Below are 12,676 nucleotides of genomic sequence, written 5' to 3'. Positions count from 1 at the left end.
TTTTACACGAACTTCATAGACTTTATGCCTGTTATTTCTTACAATAAGCATATGGTTTTACAAATCTCGACAAGGATATTGAGGGTGAAAAAAACTGAAATGGAGGTAAGTGGATTTGAGCTTATTTTCTGGAACGATACAAAATCTTGAAAATGCCTTGGGCAGAGCGAATATTAAGCAAAAAGTCATAACTAATAATATTGCTAATATAGATACACCGAACTATAAGGCAAAAAAAGTCTCTTTCCAAAATTTATTAGATCAAGAATCCTCTCGTCTCGAATCTATAAAAACGGACTATCGGCATGTTGATTTTTCTGATGCTGATTCAAATTATTCAATTGTAACGAGCGGAGATACATCTTATCAGCAAAACGGAAATAACGTTGACGTTGACAAAGAGATGACAGAACTAGCTGAAAATCAGATTAACTATCAAGCTTTAGTTGAAAGAATGAACGGCAAATTCAATTCTCTGAAGACCGTGCTAACAGGAGGAAAATAATGACAGCTTTTCAAAGCTTAAATGTTTCAGCATCAGCTTTAACAGCTCAGCGCCTCAGAATGGATGTTGTATCGTCTAACTTGGCGAATATGGATACGACAAGAGCCAAGCAGGTAAACGGTGAGTGGGTGCCTTACAGAAGGAAAATGGTTTCGCTTCAGTCAAAAGGTGAATCGTTCTCGTCGATTTTGAATTCTAAAATGAGCGGAAGCGGCAATGTCGGAAATGGGGTAAAGGTTACAAAAATCACTGAAGATAACTCTGATTTTAATCTGGTCTATGATCCGACTGACCCTGATGCAAACGCTGAAGGATATGTGCAAAAGCCGAATGTTGATCCATTAAAAGAAATGGTAGACCTTGTCAGCAGTACGAGATCATATGAGGCCAATGTCACAGCGATGAATGCCTCAAAGGGAATGCTGATGAAGGCTCTAGAAATCGGAAAGTAAGGTGATGAATGTGATCAATGCAATTTCTCCTTTTCAGGTTCAAAATACTCAAAACACTCAAAATGCAACAAATCAATTAAACAATAGCCAAAAAACAGACTCTTCAAATCAAACAAGCTTTTCGGAGCTTTTAAAAAACTCTATAAGTTCGTTAAATGAGTCCCAAGTAGCTTCTGACAATATGACTAATGCCTTGGCTGCAGGAAAAGATGTGAATCTTGATGAGGTCATGATCGCCGCTCAAAAAGCAAGCATCTCTCTGACTGCTGCAACTGAGTTCCGCAACAAAGCTGTGGAAGCATATCAGGAGATTATGAGAATGCAAATGTAGGGGGTCTGACGAGAAAGAGAAAGAGTGGAATGACCGGGGGTTAACATGAATCGTACTCTAATGCAAATGAAAAACAAAACGAGTGAGTTTTGGAAAAATAGATCTAAATTACAAAAGGTTTTAATGATTAGTGCTTTAGCGGCAATTATCATTCTTGCCATTATTATCAGTATTTTTTCTTCTAATCAGAAAATGGCGCCGCTGTACAAAGATTTGTCAGCTGAAGAAGCCGGACAGATCAAAGAGGAATTGGATGCGAAAAAAGTGCCTAGCGAACTTTCAAATGGCGGTACGGTCATTAAGGTTCCGGAAGATCAGGTTGATTCACTGAAAGTTCAGCTGGCGGCAGAAGGGCTTCCTAAAACCGGATCAATTGATTACTCATTTTTTGGACAGAACGCCGGCTTTGGTTTAACAGATAATGAATTTGATATGGTGAAAGTCAAAGCCACACAAACGGAACTATCCAATCTGATTAATGAAATGGACGGTATCAAAAATTCAAAAGTAATGATTAACCTTCCGAAAGACGCTGTCTTTGTCGGTGAAGAGCAATCAGCAGCATCTGCTTCAATCGTCCTGCAGACTCAGCCTGGCTACACTCTGGACCAAAGCCAGATCAACGGATTATATCATCTGGTATCAAAAAGTGTGCCGAACTTAAAAGAAGATAACATCGTCATCATGGACCAGAACTCTACATACTATGACAAAACAGACAGCGGTTCAGGGTCCTACGCTGATAGTTATTCTTCGCAGCAGGGAGTTAAATCCCAAGTTGAAAAAGACATTCAAAAACATGTTCAGTCATTGCTTGGAACGATGATGGGGCAGGACAAAGTTGTTGTTTCTGTCACGGCTGATATTGACTTTACAAAAGAAAATCGCACAGAAGACATCGTCGAGCCTGTTGACAAAGAAAACATGGAAGGCATCGCGGTCAGTGCTGAAAAAGTATCGGAAACATATCAGGGAGACGGCGCAGCTAATGGCGGAACTGCCGGAACCGGTGATGAAGATGTAACAAACTATCAAGCTGACGGTGAAAATACCGAAAGTGGGAACTACGAAAAAAGCAGTAATAAAATCAATTACGAGGTTAATCGAATCCATAAAGAAATAGCTGAAAGCCCTTATAAGGTAAGGGATTTAGGGATTCAAGTAATGGTAGAGCCGCCTGATGCCAAAAACACAGCGTCGCTATCAACTGAAAGACAGGATGATATACAAAAAATCCTTTCAACTGTTGTCAGAACATCATTGGATAAGGATGAAACACAGAACCAGAACCTTTCTGATGAAGATATCAATAATAAAATTGTTGTCTCCGTTCAGCCTTTTGACGGAAAAGTAAGTCTGGATACTGATACAGAAAAATCCTCCGGTATCCCAATGTGGGTATATATCGTAGGGGGCGTATTGATCGCAGTTATCATCATTCTGATCATTATGTTTATCAGAAAGAAACGCGTTCAAGAGGATGAATTTGAGGAATACACGTACGAAGTGCCTCAGGAGCCTATCAATTTGCCTGATATTAATGAAGAGGAAAATGAAACAGAGGAAACAGTCAGACGAAAACAGCTTGAAAAGATGGCGAAAGATAAGCCTGAAGACTTTGCAAAACTGCTGAGAAGCTGGCTGGCCGAGGATTAGGAGGGATTAGAAATGGCGAGACGTGATCAAGACAAGCTTACAGGAAAACAAAAAGCAGCCATTCTCATGATTTCCTTAGGTTTAGATGTGTCAGCTTCTGTATATAAGCATTTAACCGATGAAGAAATTGAAAGGCTTACCCTTGAAATATCAGGAGTTAGAAGTGTCGATCATCAAAAAAAGGATGAAATTATAGAGGAATTTCATAATATAGCGATTGCCCAGGATTATATTTCTCAGGGCGGATTAAGCTATGCCAGACAAGTTCTTGAGAAGGCGCTGGGAGAAGATAAGGCTGAAAACATACTAAACAGGCTGACTTCTTCTCTGCAAGTTAAACCATTTGACTTTGCCAGAAAAGCAGAGCCTGAACAAATTTTAAATTTTATCCAACAAGAGCATCCGCAAACGATGGCTTTAATCTTGTCTTACCTTGACCCTGTGCAGGCCGGACAAATTTTATCCGAGCTGAATCCTGAGGTACAGGCAGAAGTCGCAAGAAGGATTGCGGTAATGGACAGAACGTCACCTGAAATTATTAATGAAGTAGAACGGATTCTGGAACAGAAATTATCCTCCGCATTTACTCAGGATTATACACAAACCGGCGGAATCGAAGCTGTTGTTGAAGTGTTAAACGGTGTAGACAGAGGAACAGAAAAGACGATATTGGATTCCTTAGAAATTCAGGATCCTGATCTTGCTGAAGAAATCAAGAAGCGGATGTTTGTCTTTGAGGATATTGTTACCCTTGATAACCGAGCAATTCAGCGGGTTATACGCGATGTTGAAAACGACGATCTGCTCCTTTCATTAAAGGTGGCAAGCGAGGAAGTCAAAGAAATTGTATTCAACAATATGTCACAGCGTATGGTTGAAACATTCAAAGAAGAAATGGAATTTATGGGCCCTGTACGTTTGAAGGATGTAGAAGAGGCTCAATCAAGAATTGTAAGCATCGTCAGAAAGCTTGAAGAAGCCGGTGAAATTGTTATAGCAAGAGGCGGAGGAGACGATATTATTGTCTAATATCATTAAACAAGAATCATCTTTTTCCCCACAGCAGGAAAGAAGAAAGCTTTCTTTACAAGAGGTTCGGATCGATCATTCACATCTTTTACAGACTGAAGAAAATCCGGAAGCGTTAATGGCCCGGATCAAAGAAGAAGCTGATCGGATTTCCGAGCGAGCGAACAGCCAGATGGAAGACATCCGCCGTCAAATTGAAAAGGAAAAAAATGATTGGGCGGCTGAAAAACAGCAGCTTATTGAAGAAGCGAAAACAGATGGTTTCGAACAAGGTGTGGCATTAGGGAGAGCTGAAGCCTTGCAACAGTATGCTGAGCTGATCGATCAGGCAAACAGCATAACAGAGATGTCCAGAAAAGCTGTAGAGGATAAGCTTGAAGATGCCTCCGGAGAAATCGTTGAGCTTGCCGTTGCGTTAGCTAAAAAAGTATGGCAGCAAAAATCTGATGATAAAGAGGCCTTTATCCTGCTTGTGAAACAGGTGGTAAACGAAGTAAAGGAATATGACGATATATCAATATATGTGGACCCTTATTACTATGAAACAGTTTTTCAGCATAAAGACGAAATCCAGCAGCTTCTTTACAAAGAATGCCGGCTGGGTTTATACGCCGATGAAAAAGCTGAAAAAGGATCATGCTATATAGAAACTCCTTTTGGAAGAGTGGATGCAAGCATTGATACCCAGCTGGTGCAACTGAAGCATAAGCTCCTTACAGCACTGGAAGCAGGTGCGGATCAATGAAGACACAGAGTCTGATAGATTGCATAGAAATGACAGACTCGTATAAGCGTTATGGAAAAGTGAAACGGGTGATCGGCCTGATGATCGAATCAAAGGGGCCGGCAAGCTCAATAGGCGACCTGTGCCTGATTTATGCAAAAGGTCAATCAGGAAAAGTCATCAAAGCTGAAGTTGTTGGATTTCAGGAAGAAAATATTTTGTTAATGCCCTATTTAGAGGCCGCTAGCATTGCCCCCGGGAGCATTGTTGAAGCCACCGGTGAATCTCTTCGTGTAAAGGTAGGAGCCGGTCTGATCGGACAAGTCATTGATGCGTTTGGCGAACCGCTCGACGGAAAACTTTTGCCGAAAGGACTTTCGCCTGTATCGACGGAGCAATCACCTCCTAACCCGATGAAACGCCCGCCTATCCGGGAAAAAATGGGTGTTGGAGTCAGGTCTATTGACAGTCTGCTGACTGTCGGAAAAGGCCAGCGGATTGGTATTTTCGCAGGAAGCGGCGTCGGGAAAAGCACATTAATGGGAATGATCGCTAAACAGACCGAAGCTGATTTGAACGTAATTGCACTCGTCGGAGAACGCGGTCGAGAGGTTCGGGAGTTTATTGAAAAAGACTTGGGAGCAGAGGGTCTGAAGCGGTCAATTGTAGTTGTTGCTACCTCAGACCAGCCTGCATTAACGAGGTTGAAAGCCGCATATACGGCGACAGCCATTGCTGAGTACTTTCGTGATAAAGGGCAAAATGTCATGTTTATGATGGATTCTGTCACAAGGGTGGCGATGGCTCAGAGGGAGATCGGACTTGCCGCTGGAGAGCCCCCGACGACAAAAGGATATACACCCTCTGTGTTCGCTATTTTACCTCGTTTACTAGAGAGAACAGGTGCAAATGAACACGGAACAATCACAGCGTTTTATACAGTGTTAGTCGACGGAGATGACATGAATGAGCCTATTGCTGATACTGTTCGCGGAATCTTAGACGGACACATTGTGTTAGACAGGGCTCTTGCTAATAAAGGCCAGTTTCCTGCCGTCAATGTGTTAAAAAGCATCAGCAGGGTGATGTCAAACATCTCGACAAAACAGCACTTAGACGCAGCGAATAAATTCCGTGAACTTTTATCAACGTATCAAAATTCTGAAGATCTCATTAATATTGGAGCTTACAAAAGAGGGTCCTCAAGAGAAATTGATGAGGCGATACAATTTTATCCGCAGCTTATTCAATTTCTGAAGCAGGGAACAGAAGAATCAGCATCATTGGAAGTAAGCATTGCTGCATTAACTAGTTTGACAGGAAATGAGGAATAGAACGTGGCCTATCAATTTAGATTCCAAAAGCTGCTGGAACTAAAAGAGAACGAAAAAGACCAGTCTTTGTCTGAGTATCAGCAATCAGTTTCTGAATTTGAAACTGTAGCGGAGAAACTATATGAGAATATGAGCAAAAAGGAATTGCTTGAGCAAAATAAAGAAAACAAACTGAAAAGCGGGATGAGCGTTCAAGAGATGAGGCATTATCAGCAATTTGTCTCAAATCTTGAAAACACCATTTATCACTACCAAAAGCTCGTCATTATGAAAAGGAATCAAATGAACCAAAAGCAAGAAGTGTTAACAGAAAAAAATATTGAAGTGAAGAAGTTTGAAAAGATGCGTGAAAAACAGTTTAAAATGTTTGCTCTTGAAGACAAAGCTGCAGAGATGAAAGAAATGGACGATATTTCGATCAAGCAGTTTATGATTCAAGGCCATTAGGAGCGAATGTAATGTCCGGCAAAAAGAAAGAATCAGGTAAGTTCCGATCGGTTTTGCTGATCATTATCCTTCCGCTGATATTTCTGCTTATAGCAGGGGGGATTGTTCTCTGGGCGGCTGGTGTCAATGTCTTAAAGCCGATACAGGAAGCTGCAGCCAAAACGCCAGTTCTTAAAGAATTGGTTCCTGAGACCGAAGATAAAAAAGATACATCATCAACAGCTAAGAATAACAGTAATACGGCGGCTCTGGAAAAAACCATTAAGGATCAAAAAAGTGAGATCAGTATATTGAATAAGGATTTGGATACAAGCAAATCTGAAATAGACAGGCTGAATCAAAAGATTCGTTCTCTTGAAAAAACAGCGGAAGACCAAAAAAAGACACCGAAGGATAACACAGAAGATTCATCAAGTTCTGATAAAGCTTCTGATGATAAAGTCATCAGTGTTTATAAAAGCATGGACAGCGGAAAGGCTGCCAAAATCATTGCCCAATTAAAGGAGAAAGAAGCGCTGAAAATATTGAATGGACTGAGCAAAAAGCAGCTTGCTGAAATTTTGGCAAAAATGACTCCTGAGCAAGCGGCAACATATACAGAAAAAATTGCTGCCAGCCAAGAATAGGGGGAATAAAGGTGAAGCTGCTTGAATTAGCCGGACCTCGGCTGCAAACTACAGCAGGGACAGCTGCTAAAACAATCAAAAATAGCCAGGGAGTTTTTCAAAATTGGCTTATGTCTGAAGCCGGCTCGAAAGAACCTTCATCACAAGGAAATGGGACTCTGACTGTCGATCAGCTTTTAAAAGATGCATGTAAAAAGATCAGTGATTGGCTAAATGCAACTCCTGAAAATCAAGACAAGGAAAAAGCCGATCTTCTGCAAACGTTAAGTAAACTAACAGGAAAACAGCTGGATGAATCCGCTCAGCAAATGTTACAGAATCTGCTGCAAGCAGTTGAATTAAAATTGGCTGACGGAACTGATCAACTGCACATGGGGCAAATACTTGCAGACAAAACCATTTCTGAAGAGAAAACTGCTCTGACTGCAAAGAATTCAGCTGGTGATGCCGCTACTAATGAACTCAAGTCTGACAGAGAGCAAGAAGTTCAGGAAAATGAGGCATCAGCAGAAGATGATAAAACGCTTATTCATATCCAAATGCTTATCAGTGAGCTTTTAGAAGGAAATAAAATGACTGACCGTGATCATCAAGCTCATACTGTCTACAAAAATGGAGATGAATTTCTTTCGGCATTAGAAAAAAAAGGCATATCTGAACAGCTTATTCAGGATCTTAAACAGCAGATAGTTACAAAAGACGAGTCAAGTTCAAAGCTTTATAAGATGTCAAAGTCAGAGCTGAAAAGTTTTCAAAGCTTAATGGAACAGATGTCAGTGCTTCCTCAAAAAGGGACGAAGGAATGGAATATAGCTGAAAGTCAGCTGAAAGCTTTTTTGTTATCGAAATCATCCGAATCGTCACTAGAGGTCGGAAAACGTGCCCTTTCGCCGGACACTCTGACGTCAGGTAATAAAAGTGCGGCAGATTCCTCTGTAAGTATTCAGCCTATTGATAGTAAGTCAGGAATTCAAATGATGTTTTCAGGCTACCGGAGCACCGGAGGAGTTCAGACACTCGATTTGCAGCTCTCATCTGATTTGCATGCAGCCGATACGAAAACGGTTGCTGATCAAGTGATCAGTGCATGGAAGCAGATGAAATATACACCCTTTGGGAGGTCAACCGGCAGTTTTACAATTCGGCTGAACCCTGAACATTTAGGATTTGTCACAATTAAGCTGACAAATGAAAATGGAATGTTCCAGAGTAAAATCATTGCATCCAGCCAATCTGCAAAAGAGCTGCTCGAACAACATCTGCCTCAGCTGAAGCAATCACTGCCGAATATGGCTGTCCAAGTTGACCGTTTTACATTGCCGATTCAAAGCGGAGACCAGCCGATATATGGCCAGCTTGCTGATGAACAGAAACAGCAGCAAGAGGGACAGAAGCAGCAAAGACAGAAAAAGCAATCAAACGAGTTTGGAGACTTGCTTGATGAAGTGTCAATGGTTGAATTGGAGGAAGAAGAATGACATCAATAAGCTCAGAATATAAATTGCCTGAAAAAACAAGCAGCACTGCCGCTGCAAGCAACAGCAGCCTTGGAAAAGACGAGTTTTTAAAAATATTAATGACTCAAGTCCAAAACCAAGATCCGCTTAATCCGGTTGATGACAAAGAATTTATCAGCCAGATGGCGACTTTTTCAAGCCTGGAACAGATGATGAATCTGAATACGACGATGACTAAATTCGTTGAAAACCAAGATCCGTTTACAACGTATGTTGATTGGATGGGAAAAGAAGTATCTTGGACTGATGGTAAAAGTGCAACAGATAAAACAGGCACCGTAAGCTCTGTTAAACATTCTAAAGGAAATTATTATCTTGTTCTTGATGATGGGACCGAGATCAGTCCGGCGAATGTCATGTCTGTGGGACAATCATCTAAATAAAAACATCTGGGGGAATATATTATGTTACGTTCACTTTATTCTGGAATCAGCGGTATGAAAAACTTTCAAACAAAACTTGATGTTATCGGCAATAACATTGCCAACGTAAATACAGTGGGATTCAAAAAGAGCCGGGTTACCTTTAAAGATATGGTAAGTCAAACGATTGCCGGCGGTTCTGCTGCTGGTGCAACAATCGGCGGAACAAACTCTAAGCAGATCGGTTTAGGTTCATCATCTGGCACAATTGATACCATCCATTCAACAAGCGCGACACAAAGCACAGGAAGAACGCTTGATTTAGCGATTGACGGAGACGGTTATTTTCAAATCGATACAGGTGATGGAACGGCTTACACAAGAGCCGGAAACTTCTATTTAGATAATACCGGAACATTGGTGACTGGTGACGGCTACCATGTGTTAAATATGACGGGAGGAACAATAAAAATTCCTCTAGATGCTCAAAGCTTTAGTATCGGATCTGATGGAAAAGTGTCAATTGTTGATGCTGGCGGTAAACCACAAGATGGCGGTCAGATCGGGATTGTTACTTTTGCAAACAGTGACGGTTTAGATAAAATCGGAAGCAACTTGTATCGTGAATCTTTGAACTCTGGAACTGCTAGTGCAGCTAATCAGCCTGGTGATGGCGGTACAGGTGCCTTGAAGTCAGGATTTATAGAAATGTCTAACGTTGATTTAACTGACGAGTTTACCGAAATGATTGTTGCTCAGCGCGGGTTCCAATCAAACTCCAAGATTATTACAACATCGGATGAAATCCTTCAAGAGCTGGTTAACCTTAAACGTTAAGGAGGGAGGGGAGGCGAGTAATCGCTTCTCCGCTGTTTTATGATTAAAGTAACCCGTTTAAATGGGCAGCCCTTTACGCTGAATGCGTTATTTATTGAACAGATTGAATGCTTTCCGGATACTACAATCACACTGTCGAACGGTAAGAAGTTTGTAGTAAAAGAAGATGAAGAAGCTGTTCTGGAGAAGATTGTGTCTTTCTATCAAAAAATACAAATATTTTCAATGGACCATGGAATAGAGGAACCGGAATGAAGAAAAAATTATTGATCATTTTACTAATTATTCTTATCGTAATTGGTGCTCTCGGGGCGGCGGCTTATTTTGTTTTAGGCGGAAAGTCCGAAAAAAGTGAGGCAAAACGAAGTATTGATGAAATCGTTGCATCTTCTGTTGATGTAGCAGAAATCACAACGAATTTAAAATCCGATAACATTATTCGCTTAGCGATTAAACTTGAAACTGACTCTGATAAATCAAAAGAAGAGCTTGAAAAACGTGATTTTCAAGTGAAAGATGCTGTTATATCACTGCTGGCTGATACGAATGCTGATGAGATTGAGGGAGACAAGGGAAAAGAAACCTTTAAGAAGGAACTAAAAGATAAAGTGAATAGCTACCTCCAAGAAGGAAAAGTAGAAAAAGTGTATATTACCTCTTTTAATCTGCAATAAAGCATAATTTGACAGAATACGGAGGTGAGGAAAATGTCAGGAGAAGTTCTCTCCCAAAATGAAATAGATGCACTGCTTTCTGCAATATCAACGGGTGAAATGGATGCTGAAGAGCTGAAAAAAGAAGAAAAAGAGAAAAAAGTAAAGGTTTATGATTTCAAACGCGCGCTGCGGTTTTCTAAAGACCAAATCCGCAGTTTAACAAGAATTCATGACAATTTTGCAAGACTTCTTACAACTCACTTTTCTGCTCAGCTCAGAACGTATATCCATATATCGGTCAGCTCTGTTGATCAGGTTCCATACGAGGAATTTATCCGATCCATACCGAATATGACGATCCTGAATTTATTCGATGTCCATCCGATGGAAGGCAGAATTATGATGGAGGTTAACCCGACAATTGCCTATACGATGATGGATCGTGTGATGGGGGGCATCGGGATCAGTCATAATAAGGTTGATAGTTTAACAGAAATTGAAACAAAAATTATTTCTAATTTATTTGAAAATGCACTGGGAAATTATAAAGAAGCTTGGCAGTCCATTGCTGATATTGAACCCGAAATGACTGAGTTTGAAGTGAATCCGCAATTTGTTCAGATGGTATCTCCTAATGAAACGGTTGTTGTTATTTCACTCAACACCCAAATCGGCGAAATCAGCGGTGTCATTAATCTTTGTATCCCGCATATCGTCCTCGAGCCGCTCATACCAAAGCTTTCGGTCCATTATTGGATGCAATCAGAAAGAAATGAACCGAAACCTGAGGAAACAAAGTCGCTTGAAAAACGTATCATGACAGCACAAATACCTGTCGTGGCCGAACTCGGCACATCTGAACTGACAATAGAAGAGTTTTTAAGTTTAGAAGTCGGAGACTGCATAACTTTGGACAAATCAGTAACAGATCCTCTTACTGTATTGGTCGGAGATAAGCCGAAATTTTTAGGACAAGCCGGCCGGGTGAATCGAAAACAGGCAGTGCAAATTTTAGACCACGACATAAGAGGTGAACAAGATGGAGAATAACAGATTATCTCAAGATGAGATTGACGCGCTTCTTAACGGCACGAGCAGCACACCTGACGAGCCTGAGGCTACGGAAGTGCATGACTTATCGGACATGGAGCGTGATGCGATCGGTGAAATCGGAAATATTTCATTCGGCAGTTCAGCGACAGCTTTATCCACGCTTTTAAATCAAAAAGTTGATATTACGACTCCAAACGTAACTGTCATCCCAAGAAGCAAAATCAGTGATGCGTTTCCTGAACCGTATGTTGCAATTGAAGTGAATTATACGGAAGGTTTCAGCGGCAGCAACCTGCTAGTCGTCGAACAAAGTGACGCGGCGATTATTGCGGACCTAATGATCGGGGGAGACGGGAAAGGTGCAGATCCTTCACTTGGAGAGATCCATTTGAGCGCGGTTCAAGAAGCGATGAACCAAATGATGGGGTCGGCAGCAACGTCAATGTCTACTGTATTCAGTAAAAAAATTGATATTTCACCCCCGCGTGTAGAACTGCTTGATGTAAATGAAGAAAAAGGAACAGACCGTATTCCTGCTGATGAAATGCTGGTTAAAGTTTCTTTCCGCTTGAAGGTGGGCGAGTTAATAGACTCTAACATCATGCAGCTATATCCGCTGACATTTGCTAAAGATTTGATCTCGAGCCTTATGAACACGGAGGAAAGTCCAGCTGAAGAAACAACGCCGGAGCCTGAGGTTACATATGAACAGCCGAAAGAGCCTGTGATGCCCGAGCCGCGGAACGAACCGCAGCAGCAAGCGCCGGCTAAAAGGCAGGGGAAACCGAAGAAAGCCGCGCCTGTTCAAGTTTCACCAGTGGAATTTTCATCATTTGATCCAAATGAGAGCTCACAAGCTCCTATAAACAATCTGGATATGCTTTTGGATATCCCGCTTTCGATCACTGTTGAACTCGGCAGAACGAAAAGAAGCGTAAAAGAAATTTTAGAACTTTCAGCCGGAAGTATTATTGAGCTTGATAAATTAGCCGGTGAGCCGGTAGATATTTTAGTGAATCAGCGTATCGTCGCCAAAGGCGAAGTCGTGGTCATTGAGGAAAACTTCGGAGTAAGGGTCACTGACATATTAAGCCAGGCAGAACGCATTAATAATTTAAAATAAAGAAACACGAGGAGAGAGAAAAAA

Annotated in this window: 16 protein-coding genes; all 16 read left to right on the top strand. The window is 41.3% G+C overall.

The features are described 5' to 3' along the window. Nucleotides 1-115: 115 nt before the first annotated feature. From flgB to fliY, 16 genes are read left to right on the top strand one after another with little or no spacing between them, the layout of a single operon-like run. The gene (gene flgB / locus DIC78_RS01275) at nucleotides 116-505 is read left to right on the top strand and encodes a flagellar basal body rod protein FlgB (protein WP_010334244.1); all 390 of its coding nucleotides are present in this window, start codon (nucleotides 116-118) and stop codon (nucleotides 503-505) included. Then, entirely contained in the window at nucleotides 505-957 is a 453-nt protein-coding gene (gene flgC / locus DIC78_RS01270) for a flagellar basal body rod protein FlgC (RefSeq protein WP_044155899.1), read from the top strand. The genes flgB and flgC overlap by 1 nt, the downstream gene beginning before the upstream one ends. 10 nt (nucleotides 958-967) lie before the next feature. Then, nucleotides 968-1,288, top strand: a complete 321-nt coding sequence (gene fliE / locus DIC78_RS01265) for a flagellar hook-basal body complex protein FliE (RefSeq protein ID WP_024121395.1) — start codon at nucleotides 968-970, stop codon at nucleotides 1,286-1,288. Nucleotides 1,289-1,333: 45 nt separating this feature from the next. After that, complete coding sequence (gene fliF, locus DIC78_RS01260; protein ID WP_024121396.1) at nucleotides 1,334-2,944, top strand: flagellar basal-body MS-ring/collar protein FliF; 1,611 nt, start codon at nucleotides 1,334-1,336, stop codon at nucleotides 2,942-2,944. A 12-nt stretch (nucleotides 2,945-2,956) separates the two neighbouring features. Next, nucleotides 2,957-3,973 carry a flagellar motor switch protein FliG gene (fliG, locus tag DIC78_RS01255; protein ID WP_003231981.1) on the top strand — a complete coding sequence of 339 codons (1,017 nt, stop codon included), beginning with the start codon at nucleotides 2,957-2,959 and terminating at the stop codon, nucleotides 3,971-3,973. Then, nucleotides 3,966-4,718 carry a flagellar assembly protein FliH gene (gene fliH, locus DIC78_RS01250; RefSeq protein WP_106020699.1) on the top strand — a complete coding sequence of 251 codons (753 nt, stop codon included), beginning with the start codon at nucleotides 3,966-3,968 and terminating at the stop codon, nucleotides 4,716-4,718. Before fliG ends, fliH begins: the two co-directional genes overlap by 8 nt. Continuing rightward, entirely contained in the window at nucleotides 4,715-6,031 is a 1,317-nt protein-coding gene (gene fliI, locus DIC78_RS01245) for a flagellar protein export ATPase FliI (protein WP_127695231.1), read from the top strand. Before fliH ends, fliI begins: the two co-directional genes overlap by 4 nt. Before the next feature lie 3 nt (nucleotides 6,032-6,034). Further along, nucleotides 6,035-6,478 (top strand): flagellar export protein FliJ, encoded by a 444-nt coding sequence (gene fliJ / locus DIC78_RS01240; protein ID WP_010334249.1) that lies wholly within the window; start codon nucleotides 6,035-6,037, stop codon nucleotides 6,476-6,478. Between the two features lie 11 nt (nucleotides 6,479-6,489). Next, entirely contained in the window at nucleotides 6,490-7,104 is a 615-nt protein-coding gene (locus DIC78_RS01235; protein ID WP_024121399.1) for a MotE family protein, read from the top strand. Between the two features lie 11 nt (nucleotides 7,105-7,115). Further along, nucleotides 7,116-8,582 carry a flagellar hook-length control protein FliK gene (locus DIC78_RS01230; protein ID WP_127695229.1) on the top strand — a complete coding sequence of 489 codons (1,467 nt, stop codon included), beginning with the start codon at nucleotides 7,116-7,118 and terminating at the stop codon, nucleotides 8,580-8,582. After that, nucleotides 8,579-9,004 (top strand): flagellar hook assembly protein FlgD, encoded by a 426-nt coding sequence (gene flgD / locus DIC78_RS01225; RefSeq protein ID WP_024121401.1) that lies wholly within the window; start codon nucleotides 8,579-8,581, stop codon nucleotides 9,002-9,004. Before DIC78_RS01230 ends, flgD begins: the two co-directional genes overlap by 4 nt. A gap of 21 nt (nucleotides 9,005-9,025) precedes the next feature. Continuing rightward, nucleotides 9,026-9,820, top strand: coding sequence for a flagellar basal body rod protein FlgG (flgG, locus tag DIC78_RS01220; protein ID WP_024121402.1), 795 nt, complete (start codon nucleotides 9,026-9,028; stop codon nucleotides 9,818-9,820). A 39-nt stretch (nucleotides 9,821-9,859) separates the two neighbouring features. Beyond that, nucleotides 9,860-10,075, top strand: a complete 216-nt coding sequence (swrD, locus tag DIC78_RS01215; RefSeq protein ID WP_010334253.1) for a swarming motility protein SwrD — start codon at nucleotides 9,860-9,862, stop codon at nucleotides 10,073-10,075. Beyond that, complete coding sequence (gene fliL, locus DIC78_RS01210; protein WP_024121403.1) at nucleotides 10,072-10,494, top strand: flagellar basal body-associated protein FliL; 423 nt, start codon at nucleotides 10,072-10,074, stop codon at nucleotides 10,492-10,494. The genes swrD and fliL overlap by 4 nt, the downstream gene beginning before the upstream one ends. Nucleotides 10,495-10,527: 33 nt before the next feature. Further along, on the top strand, nucleotides 10,528-11,526 hold the full coding sequence (fliM, locus tag DIC78_RS01205) for a flagellar motor switch protein FliM (RefSeq protein WP_010334255.1): 999 nt from the start codon (nucleotides 10,528-10,530) through the stop codon (nucleotides 11,524-11,526). After that, nucleotides 11,516-12,652, top strand: coding sequence for a flagellar motor switch phosphatase FliY (gene fliY, locus DIC78_RS01200; protein WP_106020705.1), 1,137 nt, complete (start codon nucleotides 11,516-11,518; stop codon nucleotides 12,650-12,652). Before fliM ends, fliY begins: the two co-directional genes overlap by 11 nt. The last annotated feature ends 24 nt before the right edge of the window (nucleotides 12,653-12,676 follow it).

The sequence above is a fragment of the Bacillus halotolerans genome, assembly GCF_004006435.1.
GTDB classification, from domain to species: Bacteria; Bacillota; Bacilli; order Bacillales; family Bacillaceae; genus Bacillus; species Bacillus halotolerans.
This window is presented reverse-complemented; position numbering and strand designations above follow the sequence as displayed.

Excerpts from the sequence above, each read along its gene's own strand:
- fliY (WP_106020705.1), top strand. The coding sequence starts at position 11,516 with ATGGAGAATAACAGATTATCTCAAGATGAGATTGACGCGCTTCTTAAC.
- fliF (WP_024121396.1), top strand. The coding sequence starts at position 1,334 with ATGAATCGTACTCTAATGCAAATGAAAAACAAAACGAGTGAGTTTTGG.
- flgC (WP_044155899.1), top strand. The coding sequence starts at position 505 with ATGACAGCTTTTCAAAGCTTAAATGTTTCAGCATCAGCTTTAACAGCT.
- swrD (WP_010334253.1), top strand. The coding sequence starts at position 9,860 with ATGATTAAAGTAACCCGTTTAAATGGGCAGCCCTTTACGCTGAATGCG.
- fliI (WP_127695231.1), top strand. The coding sequence starts at position 4,715 with ATGAAGACACAGAGTCTGATAGATTGCATAGAAATGACAGACTCGTAT.
- fliL (WP_024121403.1), top strand. The coding sequence starts at position 10,072 with ATGAAGAAAAAATTATTGATCATTTTACTAATTATTCTTATCGTAATT.
- fliM (WP_010334255.1), top strand. The coding sequence starts at position 10,528 with ATGTCAGGAGAAGTTCTCTCCCAAAATGAAATAGATGCACTGCTTTCT.
- flgG (WP_024121402.1), top strand. The coding sequence starts at position 9,026 with ATGTTACGTTCACTTTATTCTGGAATCAGCGGTATGAAAAACTTTCAA.
- DIC78_RS01235 (WP_024121399.1), top strand. The coding sequence starts at position 6,490 with ATGTCCGGCAAAAAGAAAGAATCAGGTAAGTTCCGATCGGTTTTGCTG.
- fliG (WP_003231981.1), top strand. The coding sequence starts at position 2,957 with ATGGCGAGACGTGATCAAGACAAGCTTACAGGAAAACAAAAAGCAGCC.
- flgD (WP_024121401.1), top strand. The coding sequence starts at position 8,579 with ATGACATCAATAAGCTCAGAATATAAATTGCCTGAAAAAACAAGCAGC.